Below are 16,969 nucleotides of genomic sequence, written 5' to 3' on the forward strand. Positions count from 1 at the left end.
CCCGCGCACCGCTCAGCCCTGGCCCGGGCCGCCGTCGCCGCTCGGCGGGGGCGTGGAGCCGGGGTCCGAGGGGCTCGGCGTGGGGTCGGTGGGCGCCGGGTCCGTGGGCGTCGGGTCGGGGTCGGGCGGGGTGGGCGTCGGGTCGCCGTCGCCGCTGGGCGTGGGCGTCGGGTCCGGGTCCGGGTCCGACGGTCCCGGGCGGGTCGGGGTCGGGCGGGGTCCTGGGTGGCTGGGCCGGGAACTGCCGTACCCCTGGATGGAGATGACGGCTCCCGAGGGTGCGATCGTGACGCGCGCGCTCCAGTGGCCGGCCGGCTCGCGGTCGTCGTCGACGTACACCCGGATCGTGAACGAATCGCCCGGCGCGAGCGTTCCCGACGACTGGCTCAGGACGAGCCAGGGCGCTCCGGTGCTCGCGGACCAGCGCACCGGCGAACTCCCGGACGCGGTCAGCGTGATGAGGGTGACGCCGCCGTTCGACCGGGCCTGGACGCCGACGCGTCCGGCGCCGGGGGCCGCGGGGGCGCCGGGGCTGATGACCTCCACGGAGACGCCGGGGCCGCCGCGCCCGGCGGCGAAGCGGGGGTCGGGGGTGGTCCTGGCGTTGCCCGCGTTCTCGTAGCTGTCCCGTCCGCGGGAGCCGTCCCGGCCGCCGCCGTCCTCGGCCTCGGAGGCGCTGGACGCGCGGCCGTCGCTGCCCTCGCCGGTCAGGGGCGCGCCCCGGTAGGCGGCCCACAGGGCGAGGACGGGAGCGGCCACGACGGTGGCGACGACCGTGGTCGTGACGGCACGCGCGCGGAAGCGCTCCCGGCGGGCGGCGTGGTCCTTGGGGTCCATGGGGAAGCCGCGCCGGTCGAAGCGGGGCCCGCCGCGGGCCCTGCGCTGGGCGCGCGGGGCGTGCGCCATGGCGTGGTGCAGAGCCGCGCGCGGGGCTTCGATCAGGGGCAGCGCGGCCGGGGTGACGGCGGTGCCGGGCCAGGCGCCGGACGCGGCGCGCTCGGCGGTGCGGCGGCAGCGCGGGCAGTCGTCGACGTGCCGGACCAGCTCGCGGCGCAGGGCGGTGCCGAGGAGGACCTGGTTGTCGCCGGTGAGGCGGGCGACGATGGGGCAGGTGCCGGTCTCGACGACGGCGAGCGCGGCGCGGGTGCGCTCCACCTCGCAGGCGGCGGACGCGAGCAGTTCGCGGGCGGCCGTGAGGTCGAGGCCCAGGACGGCGGCGACCTCCTTGGGCGCGAGCTGGTGGCGGACGGCGAGCTCCAGGGCCTCGCGCTGCTCGGGCGTCGTCCCGGCGGCCTCGGGCCAGGCCAGCTGGGCGAGCTCGCGGCGGCGGGCGCGCTCGGCGTCGTCCGCGGGCGGCGGGTCGGCGGCGTGCGGGGGCGCGGGCTGCGCTTTCCCTGGATTCCCCGGACTCCCCGGACCCGGATTCCCTGGCTTGCCCTGCTTCCCTGGCTTGCCCTGCTTCCCCGAGCCGGCCGCGTGCGCTCCTTGGCGGCCGCTCTTGCGGGCCTCGGCGAGGGCGCGCAGACACATCCAGCGGGCGAGCGCGTACAGCCACGCGCGCGTGTCGCCGTCCGGCCGGGCGCCCCGGCGCTCGGCGAGCACGAGGACGTCGCCGAGGGCGGTGGTGGCGGTGTCGTGGTCGCAGAGGACGGACAGGCAGTACGTGAACAGGCCGTCCAGGAACGGTTCGTAGCGGGCGGGGGGCGCCTGCGAAACCGTGCGCGGCACCACACGATTGCGGGGGCCCGCATAGGTCCGGTGCGCGCCGGTGGTGTGCGTGGGGACTTCCGGACTGCTGCTCATCACCCGTGCGAAGTTAGGCGCATGATGCAGAGGGCTTCCTCCCCCTTGAGCACATTTAATCCTTACGGGTGAACAGATCCCTCAAAAGGGGACAGGAAGCCACGATTCCGTTGTCTGTTCGACCCAGGCCGCCCCGGAGGGGCGCGATTGTGGGCCCTGGCGGGCCGGGGTGGCCCGCGGTGGCGCGGCCTGGCGGCGTTGTCAGTGGCGGCCGCTACGGTTTCGTTCCATGGCTGCCCGTACGAAAACCGCCAAGGACCGTCCGTCGTACCGCTGCACCGAATGCGGCTGGCAGACGGCCAAATGGCTCGGCCGCTGCCCCGAGTGCCAGGCCTGGGGCACGGTCGAGGAGTACGGCGCGCCCGCGGTGCGCACCACCACGCCCGGCCGCGTGACCACCTCCGCCCTGCCCATCGGCCAGGTCGACGGCCGCCAGGCCACCGCGCGCTCCACCGGCGTGCCCGAGCTCGACCGCGTCCTCGGGGGCGGCCTGGTGCCCGGCGCCGTGGTGCTGCTCGCGGGCGAGCCCGGCGTCGGCAAGTCCACGCTGCTGCTCGACGTCGCGGCGAAGGCGGCCACGGACGGCCACCGCACGCTCTATGTGACCGGCGAGGAGTCGGCAAGCCAGGTCCGGCTGCGCGCCGACCGCATCGACGCGCTCGCCGACGACCTGTATCTGGCGGCGGAGACCGACCTGGCCGCGGTCCTCGGCCACTTGGACGCGGTGAAGCCCTCGCTGCTCGTCCTGGACTCGGTGCAGACGGTCGCGTCCCCGGAGATCGACGGCGCGCCCGGCGGCATGGCGCAGGTCCGCGAGGTCGCCGGGGCCCTCATCCGCGCCTCCAAGGAGCGCGGCATGTCCACGCTCCTGGTCGGCCACGTCACCAAGGACGGCGCGATCGCGGGCCCCCGCCTCCTGGAGCACCTCGTGGACGTGGTGCTCCACTTCGAGGGCGACCGGCACGCGCGCCTGCGCCTGGTCCGCGGCGTCAAGAACAGGTACGGGGCGACGGACGAGGTCGGCTGCTTCGAGCTGCACGACGAGGGCATCATCGGGCTCGCCGACCCCAGCGGCCTGTTCCTCACCCGCCGCGCCGAGCCCGTGCCCGGCACCTGTCTGACGGTGACCCTGGAGGGCCGCCGCCCGCTGGTCGCCGAGGTCCAGGCGCTCACCGTGGACTCCCAGATCCCGTCCCCGCGCCGCACCACGTCGGGCCTGGAGACGTCCCGGGTGTCGATGATGCTGGCCGTCCTGGAGCAGCGCGGCCGCATCAGCGCGCTCGGCAAGCGCGACATCTACAGCGCGACGGTCGGCGGCGTGAAGCTGTCCGAGCCCGCCGCCGACCTCGCCGTGGCGCTCGCGCTCGCCTCCGCCGCCAGCGACACCCCGCTGCCGAAGAACCTGGTCGCGATCGGTGAGGTGGGCCTCGCGGGCGAGGTCAGACGGGTCACCGGGGTGCAGCGCAGACTGGCCGAGGCGCACCGCCTGGGCTTCACGCACGCGCTCGTACCGGCCGATCCCGGGAAGGTCCCGCCCGGTATGAAGGTCACCGAAGTCGCCGACATGGGCGACGCGCTGCGCGTCCTTCCGAGATCGCGTCGCCGAGAGGCCCCACGGGAGGAGGAGGACCGCCGGTAGACTTTGCCCTGGTCTCGCCCATCCGTACGAACTCAGGCGTACGGCAGGGGGTCGGCCGAGCCTCGGAAACCTGCGACCGGAGGAGTGCAGTGGCAGCCAACGACCGGGCAGGGGTTCCCGGCAAGCCCGGTGGCGGCTCCGGTGCCGACGGCCTGATGCGCGCCTCGCTGAGCGCCGTCGCGCCGGGCACGGCCCTGCGGGACGGCCTGGAGCGCATCCTGCGGGGCAACACGGGCGGTCTCATCGTCCTCGGCTCCGACAAGACCGTCGAGTCGATGTGCACGGGCGGATTCGTCCTGGACGTCGAGTTCACCGCGACGCGGCTGCGCGAGCTGTGCAAGCTCGACGGCGGCATCGTCCTGTCGTCGGACCTGTCGAAGATCCTGCGGGCGGGCGTCCAGCTGGTGCCCGACCCGACGATCCCCACGGAGGAGACGGGCACCCGGCACCGCACGGCGGACCGCGTGAGCAAGCAGGTCGGCTTCCCCGTCGTGTCCGTGTCCCAGTCGATGCGCCTGGTCGCGCTGTACGTCGACGGTCAGCGCCGGGTCCTGGAGGACTCGGCGGCGATCCTGTCACGTGCCAACCAGGCCCTCGCCACCCTGGAGCGGTACAAGCTCCGGCTCGACGAGGTCGCGGGCACGCTCTCCGCCCTGGAGATCGAGGACCTGGTGACCGTGCGGGACGTCACCGCCGTCGCGCAGCGCCTCGAAATGGTGCGCCGCATCGCCACCGAGATCGCCGAGTACGTGGTGGAGCTGGGCACCGACGGCCGTCTCCTCGCCCTCCAGCTCGACGAGTTGATCGCGGGCGTCGAGCCCGAGCGCGAGCTCGTCGTCCGGGACTACGTCCCCGAGCCCACGGCCAAGCGCTCGCGCACCGTCGACGAGGCGCTGGCCGAGCTGGACTCCCTCACCCACGCCGAGCTCCTCGAACTGTCCACGGTGGCCCGCGCGTTGGGCTACACGGGCTCGCCCGAGACGCTCGACTCCGCCGTCTCCCCGCGCGGCTTCCGGCTCCTCGCGAAGGTTCCCCGGCTGCCCGGCGCCATCATCGAGCGCCTGGTGGAGCACTTCGGCGGCCTCCAGAAGCTGCTCGCGGCGAGCGTCGACGACCTCCAGACGGTGGACGGCGTCGGCGAGGCCCGCGCCCGCAGCGTGCGCGAGGGCCTCTCCCGGCTCGCCGAGTCGTCGATCCTGGAGCGTTACGTCTAGCCTCCGGCGGGCCGCAGTCACCGGCTGAGCCCCGGTGGCCCGTGCCGCTTCGCGGCGGGAAGTGCCGCGCTGCGCCGTCGATCGGCTGCGGGCACGTCGTGGCTGGCCGCGCAGTTCCCCGCGCCCCTAACGGGGCGCCACCGGGGCGTCAGTCGGCCGTCAGGACGAAGGACGCGCGGTCCGAGCCGAGGGTCTCGGACTTGGCCTCCACCAGGTAGGTGTCCGGCTTCGCCGATCCCGGCGGAGGCGTGGCGCACTGGGGCGCGCTCGGCTTCAGGTCCCACTCGACGACGTGCGAGACCCGGCCGTCAGCGGGAACCCGGAAGAGCAGGCTCGTACCGCCCGCGGCGGGGCAGTCGTCGGAGGACCAGATCTCCTTGCCCGACCCGGACTGAGTGATCGTCAGGATCGCGCCCTTGGCGCCGAGGTCGACCTTGCAGGCCTTGCCGCTCGTGTTCACGGCGGTCAGCTGCAACTTCGGCTTCTGCCCGGCCCCGTACTCGTTGCGCAGGCTGCGCAGCTTCAACTTCACCGCGCCGGAGGCGCAGTTGGGGAGCGTGGAGCCCGCGGGCAGCCGGTTGCCCGAGCCGCCGCCGCCCTTCGCGCCGTCGTCGGAGCCGGAGCCGTCCCCGGCGCCGCCGGAGTCCTCGCCCGAGCCGCCGCCGGAACCGGAGTCACCGTCGCCGTCCGAACCGCCGGAACCACCGGAGCCGCCGGAACCGCCGGAACCCTCCGACTCGTCCCGGCCGCCCGGGTGTTCGCTGATCGCGGGGCCCGAGCCCGAGGGGCCGGGCGTGATGGACGTCGCGGGGCCGTTGCCCGACGACCCGTCAGCACCGTTCTTCCCGTCGCCCCCGCCCGAGGCGAGGGCCCAGACGACGAGGAGCAAGAGGAGTCCGAGCACGGACAGCAGAACGGCCCTCCGACGCCAGTAGATGGAGGAGGGAAGCGGCCCGATCGGATTGCGCAGAGATCCCACGCCCAAACCTTACGAGAGAACGGCGCGTTCTCTGGCCCCACCCGCCGCCTAGGTCCACAACTTTTGCGGATCATCATCACGGTTCCGGCCACGCGCCCCGCCCCGCGCCGGGCCCGTCACCCCTCCCCGTCCCTGTCTTTCGTCAGGTCCGATATCGGTCCATCGCTGGATGTGACGATTCGAGATCCCTACGTACGGTCCGTAATCATGGACACCATGGATTCCTCCGGCCTTTACCGCGACATCACCGAGTTCGCCCATGACACCCCCGGCTGGGTGCAGCACCTCGCCGAGGTGTGGACGGAACTCGGCCTGCTGCTCTTCGGCGCGCTGTTCGTCGTCGCCTGGTGGCGGGCCCGGCGCGGGGACTCCCGCGCGTTCGCGGTGGCGGTCCTTGCGCCCCTGGGCACGGCCCTCGCGTATGTGATCAGTGAGGCGGCGAAGTCCGTGGTGGACGAGGAGCGGCCGTGCCGGGCCGTGAAGGGCGCGCTCACGCCGCTCGTCGAGTGCCCGCCGCACGGCGACTGGTCCTTCCCCAGCAACCACTCCACGATCGCGGGGGCCGCCGCGGTCGGGCTCGCGCTCGCCTGGCCGCGCATCGCCGCCCTCACGCTGCCGATGGCGGTCCTCATGGCCTTCTCGCGGGTCTTCGTGGGCGTGCACTACCCGCACGACGTGGCCGTCGGCCTGGTGCTCGGCGCGGCCGTCGCGTTCCTCGCGGTGCGGCTCGCCACGCGCCCCCTCGCACGGGTCACCGAGACGATGCGGGGGTCGCGCGCGGCGCTCGTCACCTGGTTCGCGGGCCCCGGCCCGGCCACGGCGCACGCGTCCGGAGGATCCCCGGCCCCGGCGCCGGCGTACACGGCGCCTTCGACGTACGACGCGCCCTCGTCCGCGCCGCGCGAGGGATACGGGGCGTACGGGACATACGGCGCATCCCCGTCTTACGACGCATCTCCGTCGTACGACGCGTCCCCGGCGTACGCGCCCCACGCTGACGGCACGTACGCCCCGCACGCCTCGTACGACGACACGGCGCCGTACCCGTACGGCACGCAGGCCCCGTACGGCACGCAGGCCCCCTATGACGCCCAGGCCCCGTACGGCGACCCGGCGTACCCGACACAGAGCGCGGACGCCTACATCCCGCGCCCCCAGCAGGGCGGCTACCACCAGGACGACTACCAGCAGGGCGGCTACCACCAGGGCGACTACCAGCAGCCCCCGACGCACCGCCCGTGAGGCGGGGTCAGCCAGGGGCGCCCGGAGCGGTCCGCGCGCTGTCGTCCGCGACGAGCCCGGCCTCGTACGCGACGATCGCCGCCTGAACGCGGTTCTTGACCTCAAGACGGTCGAGGACCGCGCTCACATACGCCTTGACCGTGCCCTCGACGAGGTGCAGCCGCCCGGCGATCTCCGGGTTGGAAAGACCCGCCCCCACCAGGCCGAGGACCTCGCGCTCGCGCGGGGTCAGACCGGCCACGCGCGCGCGTGCGGCCGACTCGCGGCCGATGCGCCGCCCGCCGAGCCCGTCGATGACGTACCGGGCCACCTTCGGCGACAGGAACGCGGCCCCGCCCGCCACCGCCCGTACGCCCGCGATGAGTTCGTGCGGGTCCCCGGACTTCAGCAGGAAGCCGGTGGCGCCGCCGCCGAGCGCGCGGGCGACGTACGCGTCCTCGGAGAACGTCGTCAGCATCGCGACCGCCGTGCCCGGCACGGTCCTGACGATCTCCTCGCCCGCGGCGAGGCCGTCGAGGCGGGGCATGCGGATGTCGAGGAGCGCCACGTCGGGGCGGTGCGCCTGGGTCAGCTCGATCGCCTCCCGGCCGTCGGCGGCCTCGGCGACGACCTCGATGCCGTCGCCCGCGGTGAGAATGGCCCGCACCCCCGCGCGGATCATCGCCTCGTCGTCGGCCAGCAGTACGCGGATCACCGATGCCCTCCGTCGCCGCCCGTACCGGAGACATCTGATGTACCGGACGTGCCGGATGTACCGGATGCGCCGGCCTTAGGGATCACTGTCTTGTCCACGAGCTTTCCGTTCTCGAAGCAGAGCCTGAAGTGCGTTGACGAGGTGAAGAGTTGGCCGCTGGCGCGGTAGTAGCGGCAGTCCGCTCCCGGGGGCGGCGGGCTCGGCGCCCGCTCCACGGGCGGGTCGTTCACGCCGCGCTCCGGCAGCACGGCCGCGACGTCGGCCTGCGGCGCGCCCACCCGCAGCGCCGCGAAGTCGGCGGGCTTCAGGACGGAGTGCGTCTTCGTGTACGCGTACCAGCCAAAGGTCCCGGCGATCAGTACGGCGCCGGTCGCGGCGGCGGCCCCGAAGGCGAGCACGGTGCGGCGCCGGGCGTGGGCGAGCGTCCCCGCGGGCAGCGGCACGGCGTCCACCGGCACGCCCGCACCCATCGGAACACCCGCGTCCGCCGGAATCACCGCGCGCACCCGGAAGCCCTCGCCGTGCGGGCCCGCGTCGAGGTCGCCGCCCAGGGCCGCCAGCCTGGTGTGCAGGTCCGCGAGGCCGGAGCCGCCGCCGGGGGGTGAACCGGGCTCACGGGGCGGGCCGTTGGTGACCGTGATCGTCGTCGTACGGGGGTCCGCGCGAGTCGCCGCGACGGTGACGGGGGCGCCGGGCGCGTACTTCGCCGCGTTGGTCAGGGCCTCCTGGACCACGCGGTAGGCGAGGCGCTCCGCCGGTCCCGGCTCCTCGGTGCCGTCCGCGACGTAGCGCACCCGCAGGCCCGACTCGGCCGCCCGCGCGACCAGTTGCTCCACCGTCTCGCCGGGCGGCGCGAGGGGAGCGGGTTCGTCGCGCTCGTCCCGCAGTACGCCGATGATCGCGCGCAGCCGGTCCGTGGCGTCGGCCGCGGCCACGCGCAGGTCCGAGGCCGCCGCGCGGTGGTGTTCGGGCAGGTCGGCGGCCAGCTGGAGGGCGCCGGCGCGCACCGCGATCAGGCTCAGCTCGTGGCCCAGCGAGTCGTGCATGTCCTGGGCGATGCGGGCCCGCTCCCGCAGCCGGGCGCGGTCGGCGACGATCCGCTGCTCGCGCTCCAGCTGGTCGGCGCGGGCGAGCGCCGACGCGGTCAGGGCCCGGCTCTGCCGCAGGTAGCGGCCCGCGAGCCAGGGGAAGACCGCGCCGAACAGGAGCGTGGCCATCAGCACCAGCCACTCGACGACCGGGTCGACGTCGCGCACCACCACCTTGGCGGTGCCCGCCGCCGCGACCGCCGCGAACGCCAGGAGCGCGGGCCTGGCCCGCGGCCCGTGCCTGCCGAGCAGGAACGCGAAGGCGGCCAGGGCCATGCCGTACGAGACCGTGAACAAGGAGGGGGCGGTGGCCTCGCCGGGGGCCGCGGCGAGCAGGAACGCCAGGGTGGGGCGGCGGCGCCAGATCGCGGCGGCCGCGGCGAGGGCGGCGAGGCCGCCGAGCTGCTGCCAGGCCGTGCGCGGCTCGTTCAGGCCGATCGCGTCGGCCGTCGCGGCGGGGATGGCCAGGGCCAGCCACAGCAGGGCGTCCACATGGCGTCGGGTTCTCACCCCCTCGACGCTACGTGCCTGCGGCCGCGCCTGTACCTGCCGATCGACAGGGGCTCCTCTCCCCCACCCACCCGCCCTTCCGTCACGGTCCGCGCCCGTCCTCGCGTCGTCCTCTGCCGCCCGTCACCGCATCGCGCTGCCGCGCTCGCCCTCAAACGCCGGACGGGCTGGAGGGGGTGCGCTGGGCCCGCTCGGCCGGCTGGCGGAGGGGCCGGGGCTGGCCTGTGAAGGGGTGGGGGGGGGGGGAAGAGCTGCCGCGCAGCGGCGACGGGCGACCGGGCTCCCGGAGGCGGGGCTCGGGGTTCAGCGCGCTGCACAGCGTGCCGTGCCGTTGGCCCGGCCCCCGGGCCCTCCGTGGCAGGATCGTGGGCATGCCGACCGCACTCGCAGCCGACCCAGCCGACAGCCGAGCCGCAGAGGGGCCCTCGGCCCACGGCCGGCTCCACTCCCCCGTCATCGCCTGGTTCGAGGCACACGCGCGTGACCTGCCGTGGCGCCGTCCGGACGCCGGGCCCTGGGGGGTCATGGTCAGCGAGTTCATGCTCCAGCAGACGCCCGTCAGCCGGGTCCTGCCCGTGTACGAGCAGTGGGTCGCGCGCTGGCCGCGCCCGGCCGACCTGGCCAAGGAGGCGCCCGGCGAGGCCGTGCGCGCCTGGGGGCGGCTCGGCTACCCGCGCCGCGCGCTGCGCCTGCACGGCGCCGCCGTCGCCATAACGGAGCGCCACGGCGGCGACGTACCGACGCAGCACGCGCAGCTGCTCGCGCTGCCCGGCATCGGCGAGTACACCGCGGCGGCCGTCGCGTCCTTCGCGTACGGGCAGCGGCACGCCGTGCTCGACACGAACGTCCGCCGGGTCTTCGCGCGGGCCGTGACCGGCGTGCAGTACCCGCCGAACGCCACCACCGCGGCCGAGCGCAAGCTCGCCCGCGCGCTGCTGCCCGAGGACGAGGCGACCGCCGCGCGCTGGGCCGCCGCGTCCATGGAGCTCGGCGCCCTGGTGTGCAGCGCCAAGAACGAGGACTGCGGGCGCTGCCCGATCGCCGCGCACTGCGCGTGGCTGGCGGCGGGCAAGCCCGCGCACGCGGGTCCCGCGCGCCGCGGCCAGACGTACGCAGGTACGGACCGCCAGGTGCGCGGCAAGCTGCTCGCGGTGCTCCGCGAGGCCGTGACGCCGGTGCCGCAGACGGCGCTCGACCGGGTGTGGGACGAGCCGGTGCAGCGGGCCCGCGCGCTGGACGGACTCGTCGCCGACGGTCTGGTGGAGCCCCTGCCGGACGGGTTCTACCGGCTCCCGCTGACCTGACGGCCGAAGGCCCGCGCCCCGGGTCACCGGCCGCCGCGCGGCCTCCGTAACAAGTCCCCGGCGACAAAACGGGCAAGCACTCCCACATTGAGCTGCAGGTTTACCCCTGCCCTACTTCTGTTACACAACCGACGTACAGCCGTGCGTCCGCCGCTGGCTGCTCCGCACAGCGCCGTGACAACGCCTCCGTAACTTCATTCCCGTACCGCACAGGCAAGGGATCGCGGTCAGCGAACCGGGGACGAACGGAACGGAGGCGGTTGGGAATGGCGCACGGCGAGGTGCTCGAGTTCGAAGAGTACGTCCGCACTCGGCAGGACGCCCTGCTGCGCAGCGCCCGACGGCTCGTTCCTGACCCCGTCGACGCGCAGGACCTGCTGCAGACGGCACTCGTGCGGACGTACGGCCGCTGGGACGGCATAGCCGACAAGCGGCTCGCGGACGCCTATCTGCGCCGCGTCATGATCAACACGCGGACCGAGTGGTGGCGTGCCCGCAAGCTCGAAGAGGTGCCGACCGAGCAGCTGCCGGACGCCTCCGTGGACGACGCCACCGAGCAGCACGCGGACCGCGCCCTGCTGATGGACATCATGAAGGTGCTCGCCCCCAAGCAGCGCAGCGTGGTCGTGCTGCGACACTGGGAGCAGATGTCCACGGAGGAGACGGCCGCCGCCCTCGGCATGTCGGCCGGGACGGTCAAGAGCACGCTGCACCGGGCGCTCGCCCGGCTCCGCCAGGAGCTGGAGAGCCGCGACCTCGATGCGCGCGCGTTCGAACGTGAGGAGCGGGAGCGTTGCGCGGCCTGATTTCCCGGGCCGACCGAACCGGCCGAACAGGCCGGTCGGCGGGACAGGACAGATCAGCGGACGTGCGTCCGAAGGCGGGGAGTGCGGCAGTGGCCGTGCTCGCCGCCCTCGGGCTTTTGCTCGCCGTGACGAGCTGCTCCACGGGCGGCTCCGGCACCCGTGACGAGGGCCCGGCGCGCACCGGGGCCGTGGCGTCGGCCTCCCCTTCGGAGTCCCCGTCCCCCGCTCCCAAGAACGTCGACGCGGTCCAGCTCGTCAAGAACGACCCGAAGGTCAGCCTCGCCGTGAAGCGGGATCTGAAGCCCTGCACCGAGGACGAGTACCCGGTGGACGTCTCGTACGGCAACCTGACCGGAGCAGCGACGTCCGACGTCGTCGTGAACGTGCTGACCTGTGGTGACGCCGTGGGCATCGGAAGTTACGTGTATCGCCCGGACGGCAAGAAGTACGAGAATGTCTTCGCCGACGAGCAGCCTCCCGTCTACGCCGAGATCGACCGTGGCGACCTGGTCGTCAGCAAGCAGCTGTACGGCAAGGACGGCTCGGTGGCGGAGCCCACCGGTGAGGACGTCATCACGTACCGCTGGACGACGGACCACTTCACCGAGCGGGGCCGCGTCCGCAACAACTACAGCAGCGCGGTGGGCGGCGAGTCCACCGCTCCGAGCGACAACTGAACCCCGTCCGGACCCCGACCTTGACCACCCCTAACTGAGAGCACCCGATGGCAGAACACACCCATGTCCTGTTCGTCGAGGACGACGACGTCATCCGCGAAGCCACGCAGCTCGCCCTGGAACGGGACGGCTTCGTGGTCACCGCCATGCCCGACGGCCTCCTCGGTCTCGACGCGTTCCGGGCCGACCGGCCCGACATCGCGCTGCTCGACGTGATGGTCCCGGGCATGGACGGCGTCTCGCTGTGCCGCCGCATCCGCGAGGAGTCCACGGTCCCGGTGATCATGCTGTCGGCGCGGGCCGACTCGATCGACGTCGTCCTCGGCCTGGAGGCGGGCGCCGACGACTACGTGACCAAGCCGTTCGACGGCGCCGTCCTGGTCGCCCGCATCCGCGCCGTCCTGCGCCGCTTCGGGCACGCCAGCGGCTCCGGCACGGCGGCGCCCGCGGCCCAGGACCAGGGGCCCGCGGACGGCGGTGTGCTGACCTTCGGCGACCTGGAGATCGACACCGAGGGCATGGAGGTGCGCCGCGGCGGCCAGCCGGTCGCCCTGACGCCGACCGAGATGCGCCTGCTGCTCGAGTTCTCCTCCGCCCCCGGCACCGTCCTGTCCCGCGACAAGCTCCTGGAGCGCGTCTGGGACTACGGCTGGGGCGGCGACACGCGCGTCGTCGACGTCCACGTGCAGCGCCTCCGTACGAAGGTCGGCCAGGACCGCATCGAGACGGTCCGCGGCTTCGGCTACAAGCTCAAGGCGTGAGCTTGCGGGACGGGATACGAGGCGCTGCGCGCCGGGCGCGCCGGAGCGGTGCCCGCGCGGCGGTCCCGGGTGGGCGCGGGAACGGGGCGGCACGGCGCGGGCGCGGCGAGTGGGCCGGACCCGGCGGCCGCGGCGGCCGGTTCTGGGGGCTGCGGGACCGGCTGCTCGGCCTGGTCGGGCAGCGGCTGCGGACCGGCGTGCGGTGGAAGATCGCCACTGCCATCGGGCTCGTCGGCGCGCTCGTCGCGATCGCCCTGAGCCTCGTCGTGCACAACGCCGCCCGCGTGTCCATGCTCGACAACGCGCGCGACCTCCAGGACGAGCGCGTCCAGATCGCCCAGCGCAACTACGAGGCGCGCGGCACCACCACCATCTTCGGCACCAAGGTCGACGACCCGGAGCTGCCGCAGGAGCTGCGCCGCCAGGTCCTCAAGGGGCGCCGCGCCACCTACGTCCAGGAGCGCGGTGAGGGCCCGCCCGACATCTGGGCGGCCGTGCCGCTCAGCAACGGCCACGTCCTGTCGGTGCACACCCGCTTCACCGACCGCAGCGCCACCATCATGAAGGACCTCGACCAGGCGCTGGTCATAGGCTCCATCTCGGTCGTCTTCGGCGGCTGCGCGATCGGCGTGCTCATCGGCGGCCAGATGGCGCGCCGCCTGCGCAAGGCGGCGACGGCCGCGGGCGAGGTCGCCCAGGGCCAGACCGAGGTGTCCGTGCGCGACGCCATCGGCGGCGTCGTGCGCGACGAGACCGACGACCTCGCGCGGGCCGTGGACGCCATGGCGGACGCGCTCAAGCAGCGTCTCGAGGCCGAGCGCCGGGTGACCGCCGACATCGCGCACGAGCTGCGCACCCCGGTGACCGGGCTGCTCACGGCGGCCGAGCTGCTGCCGCCCGGCCGCCCCACCGAGCTGGTCAAGGACCGCGCGCAGGCGATGCGCACGCTCGTCGAGGACGTCCTGGAGGTGGCCAGGCTCGACTCCGCGTCGGAGCGGGCCGAGCTGCAGGACATCATGCTCGGCGAGTTCGTGAGCCGGCGGATGGCCGCGCTGCCCGTCGAGGTGGCGGTGGCCGTGGTGCACGAGTCGGAGGTCACCACCGACCCGCGCCGTCTGGAGCGCATCCTGTACAACCTGGTCACCAACGCCGCCAAGCACGGCAAGCCGCCCATCGAGGTGAGCGTGGAGGGCCGCGTGGTGCGCGTGCGCGACCACGGCCCCGGCTTCCCCGAGGCGCTGCTCGCCGAGGGCCCCAGCCGCTTCCGCACCGGCTCGGCGGACCGCGCGGGCCGCGGCCACGGCCTGGGCCTGACCATCGCGGCGGGCCAGGCGCGGGTGCTCGGCGCGCGCCTGACCTTCCGCAACGTACGCCCGCCCGGCGCGTCGACCGACGGGCCCGCCGAGGGCGCCGTGGCGGTCCTGTGGCTGCCGGAGCACGCGCCGACGAACACCGGGAGCTACCCGATGCTCCAGCTGCCCGACCACATGTGAGCCGGGGCGGGCGGCGGGGTCAGCAGCCCCAGTCCTTGTCCAGGTCGAGGCCGCCCTCCCGCTCCTGGGTGAACGAGAACCAGTTCCCCGAGTCGTCGCGGAAGATCGCCTCGGTGCCGTACGGGCGCTCCTGGGGCTCCTGGAGGAACTCGACGCCCCGGGCCTTGAGCTTCTCGTAGTCGCCGTGGATGTCGTCGGTGTGCAGGGCCGCGCCGAGCACGCCCTTGGCGACCAGCTTCCGCAGCGCCTCGGCCGAATCGGCGTCCATGCCCGCGCCGCCCGGCACCATCAGCGCCAGCATGACCTCGGGCTGGCCCTTGGCGCCCACGGTGAGGAAGCGCATGCCGCCCTCGCCGAGGGTCATGTCCGTGCGGACCTCCAGGCCCAGCTTCTCCGTGTAGAACTCCTTGGCCCGGTCCTGGTCGAGGACCCAGAGGGTGGAGATGGCGAGTCCCTTGATCATGGTGTGCTCCTGTGCGCGGGGGGATGTCCGGCTTGCCAGGCCACCGTAGGCAGGGGGTCCGGTGCGCCGCTTCTCAAGAATTGCGGTCCTGCTCGGCTCCGGCTGCCGGGGCGTCCGGGCCACCGGCGCGGCTCGGGAAGGCACCGGCCCACAGCAGCGCGTAACACCCCGGTATGAGAGCGGTGCCGCGGCCGACGTGCTTGGCGCGGTACTCGCCCGGGGTCAGGCCCGTCCGCCGTTTGAAGGTCGCGGAGAAGGTGCCGACCCCGGCGAAGCCCACCAGGAAGCACACCTCCGTGACGGCCAGGTCGGCCGAGCGCAGCAGGTCCTCGGCGCGCTCGATGCGGCGCCGCGACAGGTACTGGCCCGGGGTCTCGCCGTACGTCTCCTTGAAGGCGCGGATGAAGTGGAAGCGGGAGTAACCGGCGTGCGCGGCCACCGCGGCCAGGTCGAGGTCAGGATCGGCCCAGTCCCGATCCATCGCGTCCTTGGCCCGACGCAGCTGCCGCAGTTTCTCCACGGCTCCGATGCTGGCACGCGGCACTGACAACGGCCCCCCGGCCGGTCCCGGGGACGGCCACGGCCCCCGGCGCGGTCGCGCCGGAGGCCGTGGTGGGCCGAGGTGCGGGGCGGCCGCTCGGACGGCTCCGCGGCCGTCGCTCCCGCCCCGCGCGCGGAGTCCCCGTCCGCGCTCCCGGCCGGTCTAGTGGTCGGCGGGCGCGGCGGGGGCGGACCCCCGCAGCGGTGTCTCCCGCACGAAGACCGCGGCGAGCAGCGCGGCCACCGCCATCACCGAGCCGAGCACGAACGCGGCGTGCGTCCCGGACGACACCGCGTGCTGGTAGGCGTCGCGGACCACGTCCGGCAGCTTGGCGAGGCTCGCCGCGTCGAGCTGCGCGGACTGCTCGGTGACCTTGCCGCCCGCGGCACCGGCCCGCTCGGCCATCTCGTGCTGCACCCGGCTGTTGAACAGCGCACCCATGACGGCGACGCCGAAGGACGAGCCGAGGGTGCGGAACAGCGTGGCCGACGAGGACGCGACGCCCATGTCCTTCATCTCGACGCTGTTCTGCGCGACGAGCATGGTGATCTGCATCAGACAGCCCATGCCGGCACCGAGGACCGCCATGTAGATCCCGGAGGTCAGCCGGGAGGTCTCGGTGTCCATCTGGGCGAGCAGGGCCAGGCCCACGGCCATCAGGACGCTTCCGGCGATGGGGAAGACCTTGTACTTGCCGGTGGAGGTCGTGAAGCGGCCCGCGACGTTCGAGACGGCCATCATGGCGAGCAGCATCGGCATGAGCAGCAGACCGGAGTTGGTGGCCGACGCGCCCTGCACGGACTGCTGGTACAGCGGCAGGAAGAGCATCGCGCCGAACATCACGAAGCCGGTCAGGAAGCTGATCACGGCCATCAGCGTGAAGTTGCGGTTGCGGAAGATCCGCAGCGGCATGAGCGGTTCGGCCGCCTTCTGCTGCACGAAGTAGAAGCCGACGAGCGCCGCGACGCCGAGGCCGATGAGCTCCATGATCACGGCCGAGCCCCAGGCGTACTCGGTGCCGCCCCAGGTGGTCACCAGGACGAAGGACGTGATGCCGACGGTGAGCAGGGCCGCGCCCAGGTAGTCGATGCGCCCGGTGGCCTGCTTCTTCGGCAGGTGCAGCACGGCGCTCACCATGAACAGGGCGACGACGCCGAGCGGCAGGTTGATGTAGAAGGCCCAGCGCCAGCCGAGGTGGTCGGTGAGGGTGCCGCCGACGAGCGGGCCGCCGATCATCGCGACCGCCATGACGCCGGTCATCATGCCCATGTACTTGCCGCGCTCCCGGGGCGGCACCAGCTCGCCGATGATCGCCATGACGCCGACCATCAGGCCGCCCGCGCCGAGCCCCTGCACCGCGCGGAAGGCGATGAGCTGCCCCATGTCCTGGGCGAGACCGCTGAGCGCGGAGCCGACCAGGAAGATCACGATGGAGGTCAGGAAGGCGCCCTTGCGCCCGTACATGTCGCCGAGCTTGCCCCAGATCGGCGTGGAGGCGGCGGTCGCGAGGGTGTACCCGGTGACCACCCACGACAGGTGCTCCAGGCCGCCGAGGTCACCGACGATCGTCGGCATCGCGGGGCTCACGATCATGTTGTCGAGCATCGCGAGGAGGATCGCGACCATCAGCGCGAAGATCACCACGCGCACGCTCCGCTGGGGCGGCTCCTCCACCGCCCGTTCCTTGCCTCCCGGCTTGACCGCTACCGCACTCGCCATGGTGTTCCCCGCTCCCCGACTACTTACTTGCCGCCC

At 73.9% G+C, this 16,969-nt stretch carries 14 protein-coding genes and 1 pseudogene; 8 read left to right on the plus strand and 7 right to left on the minus strand.

Annotation, left to right across the window (positions count from 1 at the left end; genetic code table 11):
- Positions 1 to 12: 12 nt before the first annotated feature.
- On the minus strand, positions 13 to 1,806 hold the full coding sequence (locus tag IG74_RS0121900; protein WP_030679813.1) for a BACON domain-containing protein: 1,794 nt from the start codon (positions 1,804 to 1,806) through the stop codon (positions 13 to 15).
- A gap of 226 nt (positions 1,807 to 2,032) precedes the next feature.
- On the opposite strand from IG74_RS0121900, the gene radA reads away from it, so the two are divergent.
- Entirely contained in the window at positions 2,033 to 3,442 is a 1,410-nt protein-coding gene (radA, locus tag IG74_RS0121905; RefSeq protein ID WP_030679816.1) for a DNA repair protein RadA, read from the plus strand.
- A gap of 89 nt (positions 3,443 to 3,531) precedes the next feature.
- On the plus strand, positions 3,532 to 4,656 hold the full coding sequence (gene disA, locus IG74_RS0121910) for a DNA integrity scanning diadenylate cyclase DisA (protein ID WP_030679820.1): 1,125 nt from the start codon (positions 3,532 to 3,534) through the stop codon (positions 4,654 to 4,656).
- A 148-nt stretch (positions 4,657 to 4,804) separates the two neighbouring features.
- On the opposite strand, the gene IG74_RS0121915 is transcribed toward disA, so the two are convergent.
- Positions 4,805 to 5,635, minus strand: a complete 831-nt coding sequence (locus IG74_RS0121915) for a hypothetical protein (RefSeq protein ID WP_030679822.1) — start codon at positions 5,633 to 5,635, stop codon at positions 4,805 to 4,807.
- A 207-nt stretch (positions 5,636 to 5,842) separates the two neighbouring features.
- Between IG74_RS0121915 and IG74_RS0121920 the strand changes: the two are divergent.
- A pseudogene (locus IG74_RS0121920) lies at positions 5,843 to 6,472 on the plus strand (phosphatase PAP2 family protein); the annotation flags it as partial.
- Between the two features lie 412 nt (positions 6,473 to 6,884).
- Here IG74_RS0121920 and IG74_RS0121925 read toward each other — a convergent pair.
- Both IG74_RS0121925 and IG74_RS0121930 read right to left on the minus strand, forming a co-directional pair.
- A complete protein-coding gene (locus tag IG74_RS0121925; RefSeq protein WP_037825868.1) occupies positions 6,885 to 7,571 on the minus strand; it encodes a response regulator transcription factor in 687 nt (228 codons plus the stop codon).
- Entirely contained in the window at positions 7,568 to 9,169 is a 1,602-nt protein-coding gene (locus tag IG74_RS0121930) for a sensor histidine kinase (RefSeq protein WP_234334405.1), read from the minus strand. Before IG74_RS0121930 ends, IG74_RS0121925 begins: the two co-directional genes overlap by 4 nt.
- Positions 9,170 to 9,540: 371 nt before the next feature.
- Between IG74_RS0121930 and IG74_RS0121935 the strand changes: the two genes are divergently transcribed.
- The 5 genes from IG74_RS0121935 to cseC all read left to right on the plus strand — a co-directional run bounded on the left by IG74_RS0121935 (position 9,541) and on the right by cseC (position 14,210).
- Positions 9,541 to 10,473: an A/G-specific adenine glycosylase gene (locus tag IG74_RS0121935; RefSeq protein WP_030679842.1), complete on the plus strand. Its 933-nt coding sequence runs from the start codon at positions 9,541 to 9,543 to the stop codon at positions 10,471 to 10,473.
- Positions 10,474 to 10,739: 266 nt separating this feature from the next.
- A complete protein-coding gene (locus IG74_RS0121940; RefSeq protein WP_030679845.1) occupies positions 10,740 to 11,279 on the plus strand; it encodes a SigE family RNA polymerase sigma factor in 540 nt (179 codons plus the stop codon).
- Positions 11,280 to 11,368: 89 nt separating this feature from the next.
- Positions 11,369 to 11,956, plus strand: coding sequence for a hypothetical protein (locus IG74_RS0121945; RefSeq protein WP_037825869.1), 588 nt, complete (start codon positions 11,369 to 11,371; stop codon positions 11,954 to 11,956).
- Between the two features lie 47 nt (positions 11,957 to 12,003).
- Complete coding sequence (gene cseB, locus IG74_RS0121950; RefSeq protein ID WP_030679851.1) at positions 12,004 to 12,717, plus strand: two-component system response regulator CseB; 714 nt, start codon at positions 12,004 to 12,006, stop codon at positions 12,715 to 12,717.
- Positions 12,718 to 12,731: 14 nt separating this feature from the next.
- Positions 12,732 to 14,210, plus strand: coding sequence for a two-component system sensor histidine kinase CseC (gene cseC, locus IG74_RS0121955; RefSeq protein WP_030679854.1), 1,479 nt, complete (start codon positions 12,732 to 12,734; stop codon positions 14,208 to 14,210).
- A 19-nt stretch (positions 14,211 to 14,229) separates the two neighbouring features.
- Here cseC and IG74_RS0121960 read toward each other — a convergent pair whose 3' ends face one another.
- The 3 genes from IG74_RS0121960 to IG74_RS0121970 form a co-directional block, all read right to left on the minus strand.
- Complete coding sequence (locus tag IG74_RS0121960) at positions 14,230 to 14,673, minus strand: VOC family protein (protein WP_030679857.1); 444 nt, start codon at positions 14,671 to 14,673, stop codon at positions 14,230 to 14,232.
- Positions 14,674 to 14,746: 73 nt separating this feature from the next.
- Positions 14,747 to 15,184 (minus strand): helix-turn-helix transcriptional regulator, encoded by a 438-nt coding sequence (locus IG74_RS0121965; protein WP_037825876.1) that lies wholly within the window; start codon positions 15,182 to 15,184, stop codon positions 14,747 to 14,749.
- Between the two features lie 192 nt (positions 15,185 to 15,376).
- Complete coding sequence (locus IG74_RS0121970) at positions 15,377 to 16,933, minus strand: MDR family MFS transporter (protein ID WP_030679862.1); 1,557 nt, start codon at positions 16,931 to 16,933, stop codon at positions 15,377 to 15,379.
- Between the last annotated feature and the right edge of the window lie 36 nt (positions 16,934 to 16,969).

The sequence above is a fragment of the Streptomyces sp. NRRL B-1347 genome (genome assembly GCF_000720325.1).
In the GTDB taxonomy this organism is placed as follows: domain Bacteria; phylum Actinomycetota; class Actinomycetes; order Streptomycetales; family Streptomycetaceae; genus Streptomyces.

Excerpts from the sequence above, each read along its gene's own strand:
- IG74_RS0121940 (WP_030679845.1), top strand. The coding sequence starts at position 10,740 with ATGGCGCACGGCGAGGTGCTCGAGTTCGAAGAGTACGTCCGCACTCGG.
- cseB (WP_030679851.1), top strand. The coding sequence starts at position 12,004 with ATGGCAGAACACACCCATGTCCTGTTCGTCGAGGACGACGACGTCATC.
- IG74_RS0121935 (WP_030679842.1), top strand. The coding sequence starts at position 9,541 with ATGCCGACCGCACTCGCAGCCGACCCAGCCGACAGCCGAGCCGCAGAG.
- IG74_RS0121970 (WP_030679862.1), bottom strand. The coding sequence starts at position 16,933 with ATGGCGAGTGCGGTAGCGGTCAAGCCGGGAGGCAAGGAACGGGCGGTG.
- IG74_RS0121960 (WP_030679857.1), bottom strand. The coding sequence starts at position 14,673 with ATGATCAAGGGACTCGCCATCTCCACCCTCTGGGTCCTCGACCAGGAC.
- radA (WP_030679816.1), top strand. The coding sequence starts at position 2,033 with ATGGCTGCCCGTACGAAAACCGCCAAGGACCGTCCGTCGTACCGCTGC.